This window comes from Curtobacterium sp. Leaf183 (assembly GCF_001424385.1).
Classification (GTDB): Bacteria; Actinomycetota; Actinomycetes; order Actinomycetales; family Microbacteriaceae; genus Curtobacterium.
Window position 1 is genome coordinate 284,083 of the sequence record NZ_LMPO01000008.1, and the last position, 19,970, is coordinate 304,052.

Sequence of the window (19,970 nt, forward strand, 5' to 3'; positions counted from 1 at the left end):
GTGGAGGACCGCCTGGAGGCCCGGTGTCGGTCCGCCGGACCGGTGTCGGTCCTCCAGGCCGTCGACGTCAGTGCCCGGAGCCGGCACCGGCGACCGCGCCGGCAACGGCTGCGGCAGCGGACCCGGGAGCCGGCGCGGTGCCGGCGTCGGGCGCATCGGCACCGGCTGCTGGCGCGGCCGGGGCGGCGCCGCCGGCCGTACCGGCACCGCCGGTCGCAGCAGTACCGCCGCCCCCGGGCGCGGCCTTCGCGTGCTCCGGTGTCCCGACCATGGCCGGGTCCGGCGCCGGCAGCGCGTCACCGCCCACGTGCTGGTCGAGGTAGGACATCATCGCCTTCCCGACCCCGAACTTCGCGCTGTACCCGGTCGTGCCCTGCAGGAACGGCCAGTTCGCCAGCCGCACCTTGCCCTGGACGTTCCCGATCCACGTCGCGTTCGTGTACTTCGTGCTCGACGTCACCAGCCAGTTCTGCACGTCGCCGTCGGTGGTGCCCGTCTTGGCGAACTTCGGCGTGCTGTCGCCCGGGTTGGCCGACGCGGCGGTGCCGTTGCCGTTCAGGACGCCCTGCAGCGTGTAGTCGACTGTGCCCGCGACCTGAGCCGAGACCCCCTGTGTGCAGGTGGCGGGCGTCGGGGTGATCTTCGTGCCGTCGGCGGTGGTCACCGAGTCGATGGCGGTCGGCGTGCACACGGTGCCGTCGTTCGCGAAGCCGGCGTACGCCTCGGCGAGGTCGATCGGCGAGAGCGTGTTGGTGCCGAGCACCGAGGCCGGGTTCGAAGCCGGCGCGGTGCCGTCTGCCTGGTGGATGCCCATGGCCTGAGCCGTCTGCGCGATCTTGCACAGGTCGAGCTGCTTGGCCATCGCCCCGAAGGCGGTGTTGATCGACTCGGTCGTGGCGTCCTGGACCGTCATCGACGCGGGCACGCTCTCGGCGTTCGAGACCGGCCAGGTCCCGCCGGAGACGTTCTCGCACGAGTTCGTGAACTCGGAGTTCTGGAAGGTGTGCTCGGTCGTCGACACCGACTGCGACAGGGTGTGGCCGCTCGCCAGCCACTCGGCCAGCGTGAACACCTTGTACGTCGACCCGGTCTGGAAGCCGCCGGAGTTCCCGTAGCCGCTGTCCGCGCTGTAGTTCACGGCCGTGGACCCGGCGGTCGCCGAGTCCGACTGCGTGTAGGTCGTGTTCTGCACCATCGACAGGATCCGTCCGGTGCCGGGCTCCACGGTGACGTTCGAGCCGCCCGCGTCGACGCCCGCCATGGTGGTCGGCACGTACGCCGACAGTGCGGCCTGGCCCTGCGCCTGCAGGTCGAGGTCGAGCGAGGTGTGGATCTGCAGCCCCTTGGTGTCGAGCGTCGCGATCCGTTCCGCCGCGGTCTTGCCGAACGCCGGGTCCTGCAGCACCTGGTCGCGCACGTAGTCGCAGAAGTACCCGGCGTCGTGGGCGGTGGCCGCCGCGCTGCACCCGTTCGCGGTCTCCGTGATCGTCGGCTGGACGGGCGTGGCGACCGCCTGCTGCTCCTGGGCCTTCGTGATCGAGTGGTGCGCGAGCATGCGCCGCAGCACGTAGTCACGCCGCTCCTTCGTCGCCGCGTAGCCGTTCGCCGACCCGTTGTCCTTGTTGTCCGGCTGGTCGATGCGCAGGTTCGACGGGTTGTTCAGGATCGCGACCAGGGTCGCCGACTGCACGAGCGAGAGGTCCTTCGCGTGCACGCCGAAGTAGTACTCGGCACCGGCCTCGGCACCGTACACGCGTCCGCCCAGCCCGACGATGTTGAGGTAGCCCGTCAGGATCTGTGACTTCGAGTACTTCTTGTTGACGGCGATCGCGTACCGCATCTCCTGCAGCTTGCGCTGCGGCGTGACCCCGGCGGCGTCCTGGTAACAGGCGTCGACCTTGGCCTTCGTCGCCGCCGCGTCCTTGCCGGTGAGCTGCTCGCACTGCTGCACCAGGACGTTCTTCACGTACTGCTGCGTGATGCTCGAGCCGCCCTGGACGTCGCCGCCGACGGCCGTGGCGGCCGCACCGCGCAGGGTGCCGATCACGTCGATGCCACCCTCCTCGTAGTAGCGGGGGTCCTCGGTGTCGATCGCGGCCTGCTGCAGGGTCTTCGCGATGGCGTCCGCGGCGACGATCGTGCGGTTCTCGGCGTAGAACGACGCGATAGCGACGTCCTGTCCACCTTGCTTGGCGTAGACGGTCGACACCTGCTGCGGGGTCTGGACGTCGAGGTAGCTCGGCAGGTCCTCGAAGAACGCGGCCGCGCCCGAGGCGCCCTCGCCGGCGACGGCGACCGCGGGCGTCACGGCGACCGCGACCAGCAGCCCGGCGAGCACGGACATGACGATGAACATCAGGAGGGCGCCGGGCCACCGCACTACACGCATGGGGGCACGGTAGGGAAGGGTGCTGGGTCGGGACTGCTCCGGCCGGGACAGAACCTGCAGCGGCCCTCAGGTTCACACTCGGACAACGCCGTGCGCGGGTGCAGGTCGGCCTGGAGGCGCGGATCGAGCCCGCCTCGTCGGCTCGGTCACGATCCGGTCACGTCCACGGCGCACGGTCACCCGAGCAGGCCCGCCACGGGTCAGTCGCGGGGTTGCAGGTCCTGCGGGCGCACCAGGTACAGGTCGAACGACGGCTGCATGCCGCCGCCGTCCGGGTCGTCATGGTGCCGGGTCCCGTTCCGCACCAGGTCACCGCGGCCCACCGCGACGAGGGCGACGTCGTGCAACGAGGACGTCCCGGGCTTGAGGTAGTCGTTGTGCCCGACCGGTCGACGGAACACGTCGCCGCCGATACCCGGGACCACGCCGAGGTCGAGCACCGTGGCGCCGAACGACGACGCGGCCGGGTCGGTGCCGAAGTACCCGGATCCGGCGACCGGGTCCAGGTGCGCCCCACCCACGAAGACCCCTCCGGCGGCGACGGCCAGCTGCGAGGCACGGCGGACGTCGCTGCCCGGCGAGCCGAGGACCGTGAGGCTGTCCGCGCGCATGTGCCCCGACGCCAGCGCGGTCATCGCCGTGGTCGAACCGTACGAGTGGGCGACGATGCCGAGCCGGGGCTGGTGGTCGCCCCGGAGCTGCCGGATGCCGTCGACCGTGCGCTCGAGCCGGGTGGCTCCGGTCTTCGCGAGCTCGAGCGACAGGATGTTCGACAGGTCCGGCGTGCGGTACCCCATCCATGCCAGCACGGCCACACCGGTGCCGGGTGCCGGGGCCGCGACCGGCGCGAGCGTCGCCTGCTCGTCGTACAGGTCACCAGCGGTGGCCGTGAAGTCGTCCATCTGCCCGGTCACGGTGAAGAACATGCCGGGGACGACCACCGTGACGTCGGCAGCGGTCTCGAGGTCCCCGATCGCGATGGCCGCACGACCCGCACCACGGGTGTCGAGGGTCACGAGCGACTTCGCCGGGGCGTCCGCGTCGCGGTGCAGTGCGTCACGCACCTGCCCGAGCATCGCCTGTTGCGAGGCGTCCCCGGCGGGGTCGGCGAGCCCGGTCGCGAGGACCCGACGGTTGGCCCGGTCACGTACCGCGTACGGCACACCGTCGAGGTTCCCGACGACGACCGGCGCGCCCCGCTCGAGCCGGAGGCGCGTCCCACCGTCCAGGCCGGCCCACCACGAGGCGACGACCGCGGCGGTCGGTGGCTCGTCCATGGCGGTCGCGACGACGCGTCGGTCGTGGTCCGCTGCGGCGAGTCGGTCGGGGGACAGCGCGGCCAGGCCGTCGAGGAACGTGCGACCCCGCGCCGCGCGCACGTCCACGGTGTCGAGCTGGCCGTCGGACCCGACGACGGTCGGAGCTGCGGGCACCACCGACGACCCGACCACTCCGAGGGAGTGCATCGAGGCGATGAGCAGAGCAGCGGCGACGAGCAGCAAACCGGTCTCCCCCGGGAAGGCCTTCCTGTCGTCTCCCTGAAGGCGACAGGTGATGCTCCGTCGAGTTTAGGGAGAACCGCCCCGGAACTGTCGTGCTGGTTGCAACTTGTCCCTCGAACTGGGGACACGCAGAGGCGAGCCGCGTTTTGCGGACAACCACGACGCCCGCGGCGCGATGTCAGTCAGCCCTGACGGGCTCCGCGGCTGCTGGCGAGTCGGCTGCATCCGGCTCGACGGCTGCGGGCGAGTCGGCTGCATCCGGCTCGACAGCCTCGGGCAGCGCGCCGGGGCCTTCGGTGACGAGCACGTGGAACTGCTCCGCGTCGATGATCCGCAGGCCGAGCTGCTCCGCCTTCGTGAGCTTCGACCCGGCGCCGGGACCGGCGGCGACGAAGTGCGTCTTCTTGCTGACGCTCGACGCGGCCTTGCCGCCCGCGGCGATGATCGCCTCGAGCGCGCCCTCTCGCGTGTAGCCCTCGAGGGAGCCCGTCGCGACGACGGTGACCCCGCTGAGGACGCCGCCCTCGGTCGTGGCAGCCCCCGGCCCCGGGTGTCCGGGCGTGCTGAACTGCACGCCCGCGGCCGTCCACCGGTCGATCACGTCGCGGTGCCAGTCGACCTCGAACCAGTCCAGGAGCGCATCGGCGATGATGCCGCCGACGCCGTCGACCGCGGCGAGTTCGTCCCGCGACGCCGACCGGATGGCGTCGAGCGACCCGAAGTGGTTCGCCAGGGCACGGGCAGCGACGGGACCGACGTGGCGGATGCTCAGGCCGACCAGGATCCGCCACAGCGGCGAGGTCTTGGCAGCGTCGATGTTCGCGAGCATCTCGAACGCGTTCTTGGACGGGTAGCGGCCGGGTTCGCCGGTGTAGTCCGCGCCGCGTGCGTCGGGGTCGAACGCCGGGTCGGTCTTCCTGCGGGCACGGCTGAACGGTGTGACGCGCTTGGGTGTCCCCGATTCGTCGGTCTTCTGCATGCCGGTCTCGGCGTCGCGGACGACGACCTCGATCGGCACGATGTCCTGCATCGTCAGGTCGAACAGGCCCGCCTCGGTCTCGAGCGGCGGGACCTCGGGGTGGAGCGGCTGTGTCAGGGCCGCCGCAGCGACCTCGCCGAGTCCCTCGATGTCGAGCGAGCCACGCGATGCGATGTGCTCGACACGACCGCGCACCTGCGCCGGGCAGCTCTTGGCGTTCGGGCAGCGCAGGTCGATGTCTCCCTCTTTCGCCGGGGCGAGCGTGGTGCCGCACTCGGGGCACTCGGTCGGCATCACGAACTCGCGCTCGGAGCCGTCGCGGAGCTCGACGACCGGGCCGAGCACCTCGGGGATGACGTCGCCCGCCTTGCGCAGCACGACGGTGTCGCCGATGAGCACGCCCTTGGCCCGGACGACCTGCTGGTTGTGCAGGGTGGCCTGACGCACGACGGAGCCGGCGACCTCGGCCGGCGCCATCACGGCGAACGGCGTCGCGCGGCCAGTGCGTCCGACGCTGACGACGATGTCGACGAGCTTCGTGTGCACTTCTTCCGGCGGGTACTTGTAGGCGATCGCCCACCGCGGAGCCCGCGACGTCGAGCCGAGTTCCTCGTGCAGTCCGAGGTCGTCGACCTTGATGACGATGCCGTCGATCTGGTGCTCGACCGACGCCCGACGTTCGCCGTAGTCCTTGACGAAGCCGAGGACCTCGTCGATGGTGTCGAACACCCGGTGGTGCGTGCCCGTCGGCAGCCCCCACGAGTGCAGCAGCTCGTACACCTCGGACTGCGAGCGGGCCTCGGTGTCGCGCTCGAGCTCGGGCACCGGCCATGCGCCGATGCCGTGCACGAGCATGCGGAGCCGTCGCAGTCGGTCGACCATGAGCTCGCGCTTGGCGGGTGACTTGCCCTCTTCCTTCTGCCGCAACGACCCGGCAGCGGCGTTCCGGGGGTTGGCGAACACGCGCTCCCCCGCGTCACGCTGCTTGGCGTTGAGCTCGTCGAACTGCTCGACCGGGAAGAAGATCTCGCCGCGGACCTCGACCAGGGGCGGGTGGCCGGTGCCGGACAGCCGGTCGGGGATGGTGCCCATGGTCCGGACGTTGCCGGTGACGTCCTCGCCCACGACGCCGTCGCCGCGCGTGGCGGCGCTGACCAACCGACCGTGCTCGTAGCGCAGGTTGATCGCGAGACCGTCGATCTTGAGCTCGGTGAGGAACCGGACGCGCTCGGTGCCGGCGTCGCGCTGGACCTTGGCCGCCCACTCGGCGAGTTCGTCCGGCGAGAAGACGTTGTCGAGGCTGAGCATGCGCTCGGCGTGCTCGACCGGGGCGAACTGCGTCGTCTCGGCGCGGCCACCGACCGTCTGCGTCGGGCTGTCCGGGGTCAGGAGCTCGGGGAACCGTCGCTCGATCGCGTCGAGCCGGTGCATCATGCCGTCGTAGTCGGCGTCGGAGACCGGCGAGCCGTTGCCCTCGTAGTAGTCGTCACGCAGTTCGTTCGCCCGCGCACGGAGCCTTTCGACCTCGCGCGCCGCCTGGGCTGCGTCGAGCTCGGCGGGGTCGATGGTCTCGAACGTGGCGTCGGTCTCGCTCATACCGACAGTTCTACCGTGAACCCCCGACCGGCACCGCCAGGAGCCGACCTGCTGCCCGACCGCCGACGTCAGGCGTCGACGGGCACCGCGCTGACGGTGTCGTCGATCGTGCACTGGCCGAGCACGCGCGTGCCGACGTACACGACCGCGGTCTGTCCGGGCGCGACCCCGTGCAGGGGCTCGTCGACGTCGATCACCAGCACCCCGTCGGCCACCCGGGCCGTCGCGGGGACCGGGTCGGCGTGCGCCCGGATCTGCACGTCGCACACGAAGGGCGTCGCCGGGTCGGTCGGAGCGGCTCCGGCCCAGGTGAACCGCGCACCGGACATCGACGTGACGGCGAGGGCTTCCTTCGGGCCGACGACGACGGTGTTGTCCTTCGGGCGGATCTCGAGCACGAACCGCGGCTTGCCGTCGGGTGCCGGACGGCCGAGCGCCAGTCCGCGGCGCTGTCCGACGGTGTAGCCGGTCGCGCCCTCGTGCGACCCCACCACGGTGCCGTCGCGCTCCACGACGTCGCCCGGGGCGGTCCCGACGCGGTCGGCGAGCCAGCCGCGGGTGTCGCCGTCGGGGATGAAGCAGATGTCGTAGGAGTCGGGCTTCTGCGCCACGGTGAGCCCGCGCGCGGCGGCCTCGGCCCGGACCTCGTCCTTGGAGGGGGTGGCGCCGAGCGGGAACATCGCGTGCTGGAGCTGCTCGGCGGTGAGCACCCCGAGCACGTACGACTGGTCCTTCGCCCACGCGGCCGACCGGTGCAGCTCGCGGGAGCCCTCGTCGGTCGTGACGATCGAGGCGTAGTGCCCGGTGCAGACGGCGTCGAACCCGAGCGCCAGGGCCTTCTCGAGCAGGGCGGCGAACTTGATCCGCTCGTTGCAGCGCATGCAGGGGTTCGGCGTGCGACCGGCCTGGTACTCGGCCACGAAGTCGTCGACGACGTCCTCCTTGAAGCGCGCCGAGAAGTCCCACACGTAGTACGGGATGCCGAGCGCCGACGCAGCACGCTGGGCGTCCATCGAGTCCTCGATGGTGCAGCACCCACGGCTGCCCGTCCGGAGCGTGCCGGGCATCCGACTCAGCGCCAGGTGGACCCCGACCACGTCGTGACCGGCGTCGACCGCCCTGGCGGCAGCCACCGCCGAGTCGACACCACCGCTCATCGCCGCCAGAACTCGCATGACTCCAGGGTAACCCGCCGACGGAACCGTACCGCTGGCGTACCGTTGGTCCCGCGATGGCCAGGACCGGGAACGACTCATTCGACTTCCGAGCCGTGCTGCTGTCCGGCTTCCTCCCCGCGGCCCTGTTCGCGATCGGTGAGGGCGCGATCATCCCGATCATCCCGATCGCGGCGAACTCGCTCGGCGCGAGCCTGGCGATCGCGGGCTTCGTCGCGTCGCTGATCCTCGTCGGCGAGCTCATCGGCGACGTGCCGTCCGGGGTCGTCGTCGCGCGGATCGGCGAGCGCAACGCGATGATCGGCGCCGCGCTCGTGTCGATGGTCGGGCTCGTCGTCTGCACCGTGGCACCGAACCCCGTCGTGCTGGCGGTCGGCGTCTTCCTGGTCGGACTCTCCACGGCGGTGTTCGCCCTCGCTCGGCACGCGTACATGACCACCGCGATCCCGATCCACATCCGGGCCCGGGCGCTCTCCAGCCTGGGCGGGGTCTTCCGCTTCGGCTACTTCGTCGGCCCCTTCATCGCCGCCGGGGTGATCCACCTGACCGGCACCACGCAGAGCGCCTTCTGGATCCACATCGTCTGCTGCCTGGCGGCGGCGGTGACCCTGCTCGTGCTCCGCGACCCCGCGACGGGCGTGCGCGGTCTGCGGCGGCCGAGTCGGGCCTCCCGTCCGGACGGCGACGCCGTCGGCGACGCGACCGACACCGGCGCGATCCTGGTGCAGCAGGAGTCGCACGGGCTGTTCCGCACCATCCGTCAGAACCGCAGCGTGCTGCTGCGCCTCGGCAGCGGCGCCGGCCTGATCGGCGCGATGCGTGCGGGGCGCCAGGTGATCCTGCCGCTCTGGGCCGTCAGCGTCGGGATGGACGACGCGACCGCCGCCCTGGTGATCGGCATCGCCGGGGCGGTCGACTTCGCGCTCTTCTACACGAGCGGCCAGATCATGGACCGGTGGGGACGTCTCGCGAGCGCCCTGCCCTGCATGCTCGGACTCAGCATCAGCTACTTCCTCCTCGCATGGAGTGGCCACCTTGACGCCCGCGTGGGGTGGTTCGTCGGGATCGCGGTGGGCATGTCGCTGGCGAACGGCGTCGGCTCCGGCATCCTGATGACCCTCGGCGCGGACCTCGCACCGCGCGGGAACCCGGCCCCGTTCCTCGGCGCCTGGCGGTTCACCGGCGACTTCGGTCAGGCCGCCGCACCGCTCCTGATCTCGGGCATCACCGCGGTGGCCTCGATCGCGATCGCGAGCGGCGTGATGGGTGTGCTCGGGCTCATCGGCGCCGGAGTGCTGCTGCGCTACGTCCCCCGGTACCTCCCCCGTCGGCTGCGCTGACGCCGGACGCTCCCCGGTACGCTGTCGGTGCTCGCGGGAGTGGTGGAACGGTAGACACGCAGGATTTAGGTTCCTGTGCCGCAAGGCGTGAGGGTTCGAGTCCCTCCTTCCGCACCGATCCTGCGTCCTCGCGCCGCACCGATCCTGCGTCCTCGCGCATCTCATACCGGCGACGGACGGCCCCCTGACGGCTGCACGGTACCCTCGACCTGCGGGTGACCCTCTGTCCCCGCACCCGCACGACCGGAAGAAGCATGCACTCCGTCGCACTCGCCCTGATCCCATGGCTGGATCCGCAGTACATCCTCGACCACTTCGGGGCCGTCGCCGTGCTCGTGGTGTGCGCCATCATCTTCGCCGAGACCGGTCTGCTGATCGGGTTCGTCTTCCCCGGCGACAGCCTGCTCGTCATCACGGGCCTGTTCGCCTTCGACCGCGGTGGCGCCATCGGCGGGATCCCCGTCTGGGCCGCGGCGCTGATGATCGCCGCAGCGGCCTTCCTCGGCGGCGAGCTCGGGTACTACATCGGCAAGAAGGCCGGTCCGCCGATCTTCGAGCGCAAGGAGAGCGGGCTGTTCTCCAAGGCGAACGTCGACCGCACCAACGCCTTCTTCCACCGGTTCGGCCCGCTCGCGGTGATCCTGGCGCGCTTCGTGCCGGTCGTCCGCACGTTCCTGCCCATCGCCGCCGGTGTCGGGCGCATGAACTACAAGAAGTACTCGCTCTACAACGCCATCGGTGCGCTGATCTGGGGCGTCGGGGTGACGTTCCTCGGGTACTTCCTCGGCTACATCCCGTTCGTCGCCGACTTCGTCCGCGAGTACATCGACGTCATCCTGCTCGCCGCGGTCGTCGTCACGGTCGTCCCGATGGCGCTGACCTACATCCGCAACGCCCGCCGTGCGAAGAAGCACGAGCAGGAAGAGCAGCACGGCCAGCCCACGGTCGACTGACCGGCTGCGGCGGCGCTGTCGCCGCCGTTGCACAACAGAGAGCACCCCGCGCCACGGAATCCCGTGGTGCGGGGTGCTCTCTGTTGTGCGGGAGCAATCGGCACCAGCAAACCGGACGTCGGCGCCAGCCGGCAGTCAGCAGCCGGCCGCCAGCCGCGCCAACCGCCAGCCGCCAGCCGCCAGCCGCCAGCCGCGCAAGCCGGCCGCGCCAGCCGCCAGCCGCCAGCGCCAGCCTGCAGCCGCCTACGCCGTCGTGTCGAACCACTCCCGCACGATCGGCGCGATGCCCCGGAAGGCCTTCGCCCGGTGCGAGAGCGCGTTCTTCTCGGCGCGCGTGAGCTCCGCCGACGACCGGTCGGCGTCGTCCGGCTGGAAGACCGGGTCGTACCCGTGTCCGCCGTCGCCGCGACGCTCCGTCAGCACCTCGCCGTTCCACACGGCCTCGACCACGTGCTCGACGCCGCCCGGCGTGACGAACGCCGCCGCGCAGACGAACGCCGCGGTGCGCTCGACGACACCATCGAGGTTGCGCAGCAGCAGGTCGATGTTGTCCGCGTCCACCCGCGTGCCGGCGTACCGCGCGGAGTGGATGCCCGGGGCACCGCCGAGCGCGTCCACCGCGATGCCGGAGTCGTCGGCCAGCGCCGGCAACCCCGTGTGTGCGACGGCGGCCCTGGCCTTGATGAGGGCGTTCGCGGCGTAGGTGTCGCCGTCCTCGACGGGCTCGGGACCGTCGTAGCCCTGCAGCTCCACACCGGACCCGAGGGCGTCGCCGAGGATCTCCCGCAGCTCGACGACCTTGCCCTGGTTGTGGGTGGCGAGGACGACGGTGCCGGTCACGCCAGCCCCAGGGCGTCGCGCTGGATCGCCGCCAGCGAGGCGTTGCCCGCCAGGCCCAGGTCGAGCAGCACGTCCAGCTCGTCGCGGTCGAACGGCGCGTGCTCGGCGGTTCCCTGCACTTCGATGAACTTGCCGGAGCCGGTCGTCACGATGTTCATGTCGGTGTCGGCCGCGGAGTCCTCCGTGTAGGCCAGGTCGAGCATCGGCTCGCCGCCCACGATCCCGACCGAGATCGCCTGCACGCTGTCGGTGAGCGGTGTCGCCTTCTTCGCGATGAAGCCCTTGTCGCGCCCCCACTCGATCGCGTCGACCATGGCGACGTACGCGCCCGTGATCGACGCCGTGCGGGTCCCGCCGTCGGCCTGCAGCACGTCGCAGTCGAGCACCAGGGTGTTCTCCCCCAGTCCCTTCATGTCGACAACGGCGCGCAACGAACGACCGATGAGCCGCGAGATCTCGTGCGTGCGGCCCCCGACCTTGCCCTTGATGGACTCGCGCTGCATGCGCTCGTTCGTGGACCGCGGCAGCATCGAGTACTCCGCGGTGACCCAGCCGGAACCCTTGCCGGCCATCCAGCGCGGGACCCCGTTGGTGAACGACGCGGTGCAGAGCACGCGGGTGTTGCCGAAGGAGATGAGCGCGCTGCCCTCGGCCTGGGTGCTCCAGCCGCGTTCGATGGTGACGGGGCGGTGGTCGGTGGCCTCGCGGCCGTCGATGCGGGTGGTCATGGGGTCCTCTCGGTCCGGCCTGGAGGCTCGGTGCGGGTTGTCGGAGCGGGTCACGACGAGCGGCTGGTCGCCGCCCGGTCGTGGGGACGTGGCAGGGTGATGGCGCCGGTCTCGAGGTGGCCGACGCTGACGATCTCGGGGCCGAGGAACCGGCGTGCCAGCCGACGGAAGCCGGCCTCGTCGCCGCCGGTGGACTCGAACGCGTAGCTCGGGGGGTCGGTGGTGGTCCGCTCGAGGCCGTGCTCGACGAGCCGGCGGTAGACGTCGCTGGCGGTCTCCTCGGCGCTCGACACCAGCGTGACGTCGGGGCCCATCACGTACTGGATCGCCGCGGACATGAGCGGGTAGTGCGTGCAGCCGAGCACGAGCGTGTCGACGTCGGCGGCGCGGATCGGCGCGAGGTACCCGGCCGCGACCTCGCGCAGCTCGGGTGAGGAGGTGTCCCCGGCCTCGACGAACTCGACGAAGCGCGGGCAGGCGGCCAGGGTCAGCGTGACGTCCGAGGCGACCGCGAAGGCGTCCTCGTACGAGCGGGACGCGATCGTGCCGATCGTGCCGATCACACCGATGCGCCCGGTCCTGGTCTGCTTGACGGCGGCGCGGGCCGCGGGCTGGATGACCTCGACCACGGGGATGCCGTACGCCTGCTCGTACCGCTCGCGCGCGTCACGGAGCACGGCGGAGGACGCGGTGTTGCACGCGATGACGAGCGCCTTCACACCCTGTTCGACCAGGTCGTCCATCACCTGCAGGGCGTAGCGGCGGACGTCGGCGATCGGCTTCGGGCCGTACGGCGAGTGCACGGTGTCGCCGACGTAGCGGATGCTCTCGCGCGGGAGCTGGTCGATGATGGCGCGGGCGACCGTCAGGCCGCCGACGCCGCTGTCGAAGACTCCGATCGGTGCATCCGTCACGGCACCAGCGTACCGACGCGCGCCGACGTGCCGGACGCCCCCCGAGCCTCCCCACCGTCCGCCCTTCTGACTAGTGTCGGAGTCGTGACCAGCGCGCTCCTGACGGACCAGTACGAACTCACCATGGTCGACGCGGCCCTCAAGGACGGCACCGCCGACCGGCGCTGCGTCTTCGAGGTCTTCACCCGGCGGCTGCCGGACGGGCGCCGCTACGGCGTCGCGGCGGGACTCGGCCGGTTCCTGACCGCGCTGACCGACTTCCGCTTCGGTGACGAGGAGATCGGCTTCCTGCGGGACCGCGGCGTCATCGACTCCGGGACCGCGAGCTGGCTCGCCGACTACCGGTTCACCGGTGACGTCCGGGCCTACCGCGAGGGCGAGGTGTTCTTCCCGAACTCCCCCGTGCTGCAGATCGAGGGCACGTTCGCCGAGGCCGTCGTCCTCGAGACCCTGGCCCTGTCGGTGTTCAACGCCGACTCTGCGATCGCCTCGGCGGCGGCGCGCATGGTGTCCGCCGCCGACCACCGCCCGCTCGCCGAGATGGGGTCCCGCCGCACGGGTGAGTGGAACGCGGTCGCCGCGGCCCGCGCGGCCTACATCGCCGGGTTCGGTGCGACGAGCAACCTCGAGGCCGGGCGCACGTGGGGCATCCCGACGATGGGCACGGCCGCGCACGCGTTCACGCTCCTGCACGACTCGGAAGAGGCGGCGTTCCGCTCGCAGCTCGACGCCCTCGGCGACGGCACGACGCTGCTCGTCGACACCTACGACATCGAGGCCGCCGTGGACACCGCCGTGCGGCTGACGGACGGCAAGCTCGGCGCCGTCCGCATCGACAGCGGTGACCTGCCGTCCGTCGTCGCCTCGGTCCGCGCCCAGCTCGACCGGCTCGGCGCCACGAGCACGAAGATCACCGTGACGAACGACCTCGACGAGTACACGATCGCCGCACTCCGCGCCGCACCGGTCGACTCCTACGGCGTCGGGACGTCGGTCGTGTCCGGATCGGGGCACCCCGCGGCCGGCATGGTGTTCAAGCTCGTCGCCCACCACTCCCCGGCCGGCGAGTGGGTGTCGGTCGCGAAGAAGTCCGCCGACAAGGCGTCGATCGGCGGACGCAAGGACGCCGGGCGTCGCCTGCGCAACGGGATCGCCACTGCCGAGGTCGTGCGCACCACCGGGACCGTCGGACCGGACGAACGGGCACTCATGGTGCCCGTCGTGACCCACGGCGAGGTCGACCCGGCGTTCCTCGGGGTGCGCGGGGTCGAGGCCGCACGCGCACACCACAAGGGCGCCAAGGCCGAGCTGCCGGCGGACGCGTCGCGGATCGGGCGGGGCGACCCGGCGATCCCGACGCTGATCGTGTGAGCGGCTACTCGGCCTTCATCTTCTCGTAGATGGCCTTGCAGTCCGGGCAGACCGGGAACTTCTCGGGGTCACGGCCCGGGATCCACTTCTTGCCGCACAGCGCCTTGACGGGTTTGCCGCTGAGCGCCGACTGCAGGATCTTGTCCTTCTTGACGTAGTGCGAGAAGCGCTCGTGGTCGCCGGGCTCGACCGCCTCTTCCTCGAGGAGCTTCTCGAGCTCGCGGTCCATCACGTCGAGTCCGCCGCCACCGGGTTCCGTCATGCTCATGCGACAAGGGTACGACTGCTCGGCGGGTTCCGCTGCGCCGATCAGCCTCGCCGTGCCGGTCAGTTCCGCTGTGCCGCTGCCAGCAGGTCGGGGCCGTACCGGTCGAACAGCTTGCCACCGACGAGCACGCCCAGCCCGAGCACCACGACACCCACGCCCGCTCCGACCACGAGCGTCAGCAGCGCCCACGACGCCGTGTCGTCGGTGAACGCGAGCACCGCGAGCCACACCGCCGGCACGGAGAACAGCAGGATCCCGATGATCGTCGTCGACTGGGCGACCGTCGAGACGACACCGGCGGCCTGCGGCTGCTGGAACGCCCGGTCGCCGGGCCGGACGGTCGGGTACGGCAGCGCCACGGAGACGACGCTCGAGATCCCCAGCCCGGCGAACAGGGCGCCGACGCACACGCCGACCACGACCGGGAACACCGTCAGGTCGCCGAACAGCCAGGCGGAGAGCCACCCGCCGGCGACGATCGCGGGGACGCCCACGACGATCAACGGCGTGAGACGACCGAGACGGTCGCTCCAGCCGGGCGCTCCGGACGCCACGTGCAGCCACACCGCGGTGTTGTCGTAGGCGACGTCGTTGTGCGGCAGGAACCCCGCGATGACCGCCATCAGCGGCAGCGGGATCAGGGCCGTCCAGTGCCACGGCATGCCCGCGACACCGAGCGGCACCACGACGATCGGCACGAGCAGCAGGATCAGGTAGGACGTCCGGTAGCGCGGGTCACGGCCCCAGTAGGTCAGCGCGCGAGCAGCAACGGCGCCCGCCGGGTTGGCCCCCAGCCGGTCGAACCAGCCGAGGGTGCGGTAGCTCCGGGTCCTCGTGCGGTCGTCCACCGTGACGAGCAGGTGCCCGACGAGCGCCCACCACGCCCACCCGAGCAGCCCGACGACGGCCAGGGCGATCAGGAGCTTGACGGTCGCCTCCCCGGCGTGGCCGGCAGCGGCCTCGGCGGGCACGGCCCAGGCGGCACCCCACGGGGTCCACCCGGCGACGTCGGCGATGCGGTCGAGTTCGGTGCTGCGCGGATCGATCCAGTCGACGCGGAGCAGGAGCGAGACGGTCGGGATCGCCAGGACCACCACGACGAGCGCCACGAGCCAGCCGGCGTCGCGGGTCTGTCGCTGGCCGCCGAACACCCACGCGCCGACCGCGCACCCGACGCGCACCAGCAGCGCCGCGGTCACGACGACCAGCACCGCGGCGACCACCCCGAGCACACCCGTCCCGCCGTCGCGCATCCACGCCGCGGACTGGGCGACCGCGACGACGGCGAGCGCCACCAGCGGGACACCGACGAGCCCCGCGACACCGAGACCGACGGCCAGGTCGCGGCGGCTCACGCCGAACACCGCGAACCGGCGCGGGTCGAACTGGTCGGCTCCCCCGACGGCGAGCGGGATGATCGAGAAGGCGACCGTGACGAGCGTGCCGACGGGCACGATGACGCTCCGTGCGACCTCGGGGTCCGCGGTGCGGAGCGCGGCGACGGCCATCGCGACGAACACGGCGGCGGCGAGCCCGGCGAGGCTCGCGACGACGACCAGGACCGAGCGCCGGGCGCTCCCGCGGACCTCGCCCGCGAGCAGGTCGACCCTCAGCCGGAGAAGCTGTGCAACCATTCCATGCTCTCTGCGACGACGCGGCCACCCGCGAGTTCGACGAACTTGTCCTCGAGGCTCCTGCGGCCGCGGACCTGCGCCATGGTGCCGGACGCGAGCACCTTCCCGCCGACGATGATGGCGACCGAGTCGCAGGTACGCTGCACGAGCTCCATCGAGTGGCTCGACAGGACCACCGTCCCGCCGCCCTGCGTGTAGCGGCGGAGGATCTCGACGATCGTCGCGGAGCTGACCGGGTCGACCGACTCGAACGGTTCGTCGAGGACGAGCACGCGGGGCGAGTGGATCAGGGTGGCCGCGAGCGCGATCTTCTTCGCCATGCCGACCGAGTAGTCGGCGACCTGGCGTCCGAGTGCGTCACCGAGACCGAACGCCTCGGCGAGGTCGGCACTGCGGGAGCGCGCGGTCTTGCCGTCCAGGCCGCGCAGGGTGGCCGAGTAGAAGAGCAGCTGCGCGCCGGTCAGTCGGTCGAACAGGCGGAGGCGGTCGGGCAGCACGCCCATGCTCCGCTTCGCGGCGGCCGGATCGGCCCACACGTCGTGGTCGAGCACGGTCGCGGTGCCGGCGTCGGGGCGGAGCAGGCCCGTGAGCATGGAGAGCGTCGTGGTCTTGCCGGCGCCGTTCGGTCCGACCACGCCGAAGATCGAGCCCTGGCGGATCTCGAGGTCGACCTCGTCCGCGGCGACCGTCTGCCCGTACCGCTTGACCAGTCCCGCGGCGCGGAGCACGACGGGCTGCTGCGGGGCGGGAGCGGCGGACGCGCGCTTGGTCGCGGTCTGCCGCGGCGCGCGCTTCGCTGCCGGTGCGGGGCGGTCACGGACGGGAGGTTCGGTGCCGGTCGCGTCGTCGGCCGTCTGCCGGTCGTCGGCCGTCTTCCCGTTGCCGGAGGGCCGCCGGTCGCCGGTCCGCTCGGTGGGCTCCGGCCGCACCGACTTCGTCGCTGCGGCGCCCTGCGGGCGTGTCGCCCGGACCTTCTTGCTCGTGCGCGGCTTCGTCGTCGTGACCGCGGCGCTGCTCGGAGCGCTGGTCGCCGGCGCCGTGCCGTCCGTCGTGTCGTCGGTCATGCCGTCCTGAGCAGGCCGGTCGTCCGCATCCCTGTCCCCCGTGTCTGCGCGCTCGTGCGTGTCGTCGGCCGCCGTGTCGTCACCCTCGGCCTCGTCGGTCTCGGTGAGCCAGGCCGCGTCCGACGTCGCGTACACGTCGTCCTGATCCCCTGCTGCAGCCGCCACGCGCCCACCGTACCAATGCCCTGCGCGCGTCGGGGCGGGCGGACACCCAGTGTCACGAATTGACTACGAAGCCGTTCAGGACGTACCCCGACGAGGGGACGTTCCGTATCATTCACCGGGACACGACGGAGTGTTCACCACTTGGAAACCTGCCCCGGATGCCCGCGGGGCCGCTGATCGCTCCGCGTCGACGACGCGCAGGACGCGGTTCACGGCTCGTTCGCACCAACCGGGCGCAGACTCGACACGGCCTGCCTGCGCCCACCGGCGCGCGGGCAGACACCGGAAGGGACCAGCATGACCACGCAGATCGTCATCCTCGCAGCGGGGATGGGCAGCCGCCTCGGGCGCAGCCTGCCGAAGCCGCTCACCGAACTCAGCGACGGCCGCAGCATCATGCAGCAGCAGTTCGACAACATCCGTGCCGCGTTCGGTTCGAGCGCCAAGGTCACAGTCGTCGTCGGCTACAAGTCGGAGTACATCGTCGAGGCCTTCCCGGAAGCCGCGTTCGTCTACAACGAGTCCTACGACTCCACCAACACCTCCAAGAGCCTGCTCCGCGCTCTCAAGGCGACGGGCAAGGGCGGGGTCCTCTGGATGAACGGCGACGTCGTCTTCGACCCGCGGGCGCTCGTCCGGGCCGCCGACATGATGGACCAGGACCGCTCCTTCGTCAGCGTCAACACCGAGAAGGTGTCCGACGAAGAAGTCAAGTACACCGTCGACGCCGAGGGCTTCATCCACAAGCTGTCGAAGCAGGTCGTCGGGGGTCTCGGCGAAGCCGTCGGCATCAACTACGTCTCGGCCGCCGACAAGCAGGCACTCATCCGTCAACTCGGTCGTGTCGACGACCAGGAGTACTTCGAGGGCGGCATCGAAGCGGCCATCGGTGAAGACGGTCTACGCTGGACGCCGATCGACATCTCCGACCTGTACGCGGTCGAGATCGACTTCGCCGAGGACCTCGAGCGCGCGAACAACCTGTTCGCCTGAGCAACTGGCATCCTCTCGGTGATCCCAGCCGGAAGGACCCCATGACGACATCGAGTGCGCCGACCGCGCTTGCGACCGTTGCCCCGGCAGCCGTCCGCAGCGCGAGTCGGCGCTATCGTCATGCGCTCTGGCTGCTGACGAAGCGCGACCTGCGCGTCCGGTACTCCACCTCGGCGCTCGGCTACGTGTGGTCGATCCTCGACCCACTCGTCATGTCGGCGATCTACTGGTTCGTCTTCACCCAGGTGTTCCACCGCGGGTCCGTCGGCGAAGAGCCCTACATCGTGTTCCTGCTGTCGGCGCTGCTGCCGTGGATGTGGTTCACGGGGGCCGTGTCCGACTCGACGAGGGCGTTCATCTCCGAGTCGAAGCTGATCCGCTCCACGACCATCCCCCGCAGCATCTGGGTGCTCCGGATCGACGCGTCGAAGGGCATCGAGTTCCTGCTGAGCATCCCGGTGCTCGCGGTGTTCGTCATCGCGACCGGGGCGCACGTGCACTGGCAGGTCGTGCTCTGGCCGCTCGCGATCCTGCTGCAGGCCGCCCTGGTCTACGGCATCGGCCTGATCGTCGCGCCGCTGGTGGTCTTCTTCCGCGACCTCGAACGTGCCGTCAAGCTCGTGCTGCGGTTCGCCTTCTACGCTTCCCCGATCATCTACGGCACCCACGCGCTGCCGGCGGTCCTGCACGACCTGGCGGCGATCAACCCGCTCACGGGCATCTTCGGCATCTACCGCGCCGCGTTCTTCCCGAGCCAGCTCGACTGGTTCGAGGTCCTCGCCTCGACGGTGACCACGGCGGTGGTCGTGGTCGTCGGGCTGGCCGTCTTCCGGCGCAGCGAGCACCGCGTCCTCAAGGAACTGTGATGACGACGACCCAGACGCCAGACCAGACGACGACGGCCGCGCCCGTCATCTCCGTGACCGACGCCGGCATCAGGTTCAAGCGGAACCGGAAGGCCGGTCGCAGCTTCAAGGACCTGTTCGCGGGCAGCAACCGCCGCAAGCGCGCGGACGAGTTCTGGGCGCTGCGCCACGTCTCGTTCGACGTGCGCCCGGGCGAGGCGATCGGCGTCGTCGGTCGCAACGGCCAGGGCAAGTCGACACTGCTGAAGCTCGTGGCGCAGGTGATGCTCCCGGACGAGGGACGGGTCAGGGTCGGCGCGGGCGTCGCGCCGCTGATCGAGATCACCGGCGGGTTCGTCGGCGACCTCACGGTGCGCGACAACGTGTACCTGACGGCCGGGCTCCACGGGATGTCGCGCGCGGAGATCCGGGACAGCTTCGACGAGATCATCGACTTCGCCGAGATCGGCGACTTCGTCGACACCCCGTACAAGCACCTCTCGAGCGGCATGAAGGTCCGGATCGCCTTCTCGGTCATCTCGCGCCTCGACGAGCCGGTGATCCTCGTCGACGAGGTCCTGGCTGTCGGCGACAAGGGCTTCCGCGAGAAGTGCTACAAGCGCATCGAGGACCTCCTCGCCGGGGGGCGCACGCTCTTCTTCGTGTCCCACAGCGACAAGGACGTCCGCCGGTTCTGCGACCGCGGACTGTACCTCGACAAGGGGCGGCTCCAGCTCGACGGCACGGTCGACGAAGCCCTCGCGCAGTACGCGGCCGACTACCGGGTCTGAGGCCTCGGCGGGGGCCCTCGTCCCTCCACAACCCGCCCCACCACGCCCCGCTCCACAGGCCACGTCGCCGCAGCGGATCCACCGCCCCCGGCGTCGGACCCTCCCCCTACCGTGTCCCCCATGCACCCCGCACCAACCGCGTACCCGGTCCCGTTCGCAGTCGACCGCAGCCAGGCCCCGCGCCGGTACGACCTCGTCAACATCGGTGACGAGCCCGTCGACGGCCTCAGCCTGACCCACCTCGGCTCGGGTTACTGCCCGCCCCTCGTCGTCCGTCGCCTCGACCCCGGCCGCAGCCTGGGCATCGCGGTGTTCGGGGCAGCGCCCGACGACACCGGCGTGGTCATCGTGCGGTGGCGCCGTCCGGACCGCTCGGAGTACCTCTGGCGGATGTCCCTGGTCGGCCCCGGGCTCGCGCCGTGA

The 19,970-nt window shown here is 71.2% G+C and carries 17 protein-coding genes and 1 tRNA gene; 8 read left to right on the top strand and 10 right to left on the bottom strand.

What is annotated here, in order from left to right; genetic code table 11:
• Positions 1 to 67: 67 nt before the first annotated feature.
• The 4 genes from ASG04_RS07705 to mnmA form a co-directional block, all read right to left on the bottom strand.
• Entirely contained in the window at positions 68 to 2,389 is a 2,322-nt protein-coding gene (locus ASG04_RS07705) for a transglycosylase domain-containing protein (RefSeq protein ID WP_082517882.1), read from the bottom strand.
• A 200-nt stretch (positions 2,390 to 2,589) separates the two neighbouring features.
• On the bottom strand, positions 2,590 to 3,891 hold the full coding sequence (locus tag ASG04_RS07710) for an alpha/beta hydrolase (RefSeq protein WP_056122096.1): 1,302 nt from the start codon (positions 3,889 to 3,891) through the stop codon (positions 2,590 to 2,592).
• Between the two features lie 178 nt (positions 3,892 to 4,069).
• Positions 4,070 to 6,466, bottom strand: coding sequence for an NAD-dependent DNA ligase LigA (gene ligA / locus ASG04_RS07715; protein ID WP_082517883.1), 2,397 nt, complete (start codon positions 6,464 to 6,466; stop codon positions 4,070 to 4,072).
• Between the two features lie 68 nt (positions 6,467 to 6,534).
• Positions 6,535 to 7,641, bottom strand: coding sequence for a tRNA 2-thiouridine(34) synthase MnmA (gene mnmA / locus ASG04_RS07720; RefSeq protein ID WP_082517884.1), 1,107 nt, complete (start codon positions 7,639 to 7,641; stop codon positions 6,535 to 6,537).
• A gap of 56 nt (positions 7,642 to 7,697) precedes the next feature.
• Here mnmA and ASG04_RS07725 point away from each other — a divergent pair, with 56 nt between their 5' ends.
• The 3 genes from ASG04_RS07725 (at position 7,698) to ASG04_RS07735 (ending at position 9,934) form a co-directional block, all read left to right on the top strand.
• Positions 7,698 to 8,981 carry an MFS transporter gene (locus ASG04_RS07725; protein WP_056122102.1) on the top strand — a complete coding sequence of 428 codons (1,284 nt, stop codon included), beginning with the start codon at positions 7,698 to 7,700 and terminating at the stop codon, positions 8,979 to 8,981.
• A gap of 33 nt (positions 8,982 to 9,014) precedes the next feature.
• Positions 9,015 to 9,095: transfer RNA gene (locus tag ASG04_RS07730), tRNA-Leu, on the top strand.
• Positions 9,096 to 9,235: 140 nt separating this feature from the next.
• Positions 9,236 to 9,934: a DedA family protein gene (locus tag ASG04_RS07735; RefSeq protein ID WP_056122105.1), complete on the top strand. Its 699-nt coding sequence runs from the start codon at positions 9,236 to 9,238 to the stop codon at positions 9,932 to 9,934.
• Positions 9,935 to 10,177: 243 nt separating this feature from the next.
• On the opposite strand, the gene rdgB is transcribed toward ASG04_RS07735, so the two are convergent.
• Genes rdgB through murI form a run of 3 tightly spaced genes read right to left on the bottom strand, consistent with a single transcriptional unit; the run spans position 10,178 to position 12,416 of the window.
• Entirely contained in the window at positions 10,178 to 10,774 is a 597-nt protein-coding gene (rdgB, locus tag ASG04_RS07740; RefSeq protein WP_056122108.1) for an RdgB/HAM1 family non-canonical purine NTP pyrophosphatase, read from the bottom strand.
• Positions 10,771 to 11,502: a ribonuclease PH gene (gene rph / locus ASG04_RS07745; protein ID WP_056122110.1), complete on the bottom strand. Its 732-nt coding sequence runs from the start codon at positions 11,500 to 11,502 to the stop codon at positions 10,771 to 10,773. The genes rdgB and rph overlap by 4 nt, the downstream gene beginning before the upstream one ends.
• A gap of 50 nt (positions 11,503 to 11,552) precedes the next feature.
• Positions 11,553 to 12,416 (bottom strand): glutamate racemase, encoded by an 864-nt coding sequence (murI, locus tag ASG04_RS07750; protein ID WP_056122113.1) that lies wholly within the window; start codon positions 12,414 to 12,416, stop codon positions 11,553 to 11,555.
• Positions 12,417 to 12,500: 84 nt separating this feature from the next.
• Here murI and ASG04_RS07755 point away from each other — a divergent pair, with 84 nt between their 5' ends.
• The gene (locus tag ASG04_RS07755) at positions 12,501 to 13,787 is read left to right on the top strand and encodes a nicotinate phosphoribosyltransferase (RefSeq protein ID WP_082517885.1); all 1,287 of its coding nucleotides are present in this window, start codon (positions 12,501 to 12,503) and stop codon (positions 13,785 to 13,787) included.
• A gap of 4 nt (positions 13,788 to 13,791) precedes the next feature.
• Here the strand turns inward: ASG04_RS07755 and ASG04_RS07760 are convergent, their stop codons facing one another.
• The 3 genes from ASG04_RS07760 to ASG04_RS07770 are packed head-to-tail and all read right to left on the bottom strand — an operon-like array spanning position 13,792 to position 16,918.
• On the bottom strand, positions 13,792 to 14,055 hold the full coding sequence (locus tag ASG04_RS07760) for a DUF3039 domain-containing protein (protein WP_056122117.1): 264 nt from the start codon (positions 14,053 to 14,055) through the stop codon (positions 13,792 to 13,794).
• A 59-nt stretch (positions 14,056 to 14,114) separates the two neighbouring features.
• Positions 14,115 to 15,689 (bottom strand): hypothetical protein, encoded by a 1,575-nt coding sequence (locus ASG04_RS07765; protein WP_056122120.1) that lies wholly within the window; start codon positions 15,687 to 15,689, stop codon positions 14,115 to 14,117.
• Positions 15,665 to 16,918 (bottom strand): ABC transporter ATP-binding protein, encoded by a 1,254-nt coding sequence (locus tag ASG04_RS07770; protein ID WP_235515477.1) that lies wholly within the window; start codon positions 16,916 to 16,918, stop codon positions 15,665 to 15,667. The genes ASG04_RS07765 and ASG04_RS07770 overlap by 25 nt, the downstream gene beginning before the upstream one ends.
• 297 nt (positions 16,919 to 17,215) lie before the next feature.
• Here ASG04_RS07770 and ASG04_RS07775 point away from each other — a divergent pair, with 297 nt between their 5' ends.
• The 4 genes from ASG04_RS07775 to ASG04_RS07790 all read left to right on the top strand — a co-directional run bounded on the left by ASG04_RS07775 (position 17,216) and on the right by ASG04_RS07790 (position 19,970).
• Complete coding sequence (locus ASG04_RS07775) at positions 17,216 to 17,911, top strand: NTP transferase domain-containing protein (RefSeq protein WP_056122124.1); 696 nt, start codon at positions 17,216 to 17,218, stop codon at positions 17,909 to 17,911.
• 41 nt (positions 17,912 to 17,952) lie between these two features.
• Positions 17,953 to 18,777, top strand: a complete 825-nt coding sequence (locus ASG04_RS07780) for an ABC transporter permease (protein ID WP_056122127.1) — start codon at positions 17,953 to 17,955, stop codon at positions 18,775 to 18,777.
• Complete coding sequence (locus ASG04_RS07785) at positions 18,777 to 19,547, top strand: ABC transporter ATP-binding protein (protein ID WP_056122130.1); 771 nt, start codon at positions 18,777 to 18,779, stop codon at positions 19,545 to 19,547. Before ASG04_RS07780 ends, ASG04_RS07785 begins: the two co-directional genes overlap by 1 nt.
• Positions 19,548 to 19,667: 120 nt before the next feature.
• Entirely contained in the window at positions 19,668 to 19,970 is a 303-nt protein-coding gene (locus tag ASG04_RS07790) for a hypothetical protein (RefSeq protein ID WP_056122133.1), read from the top strand.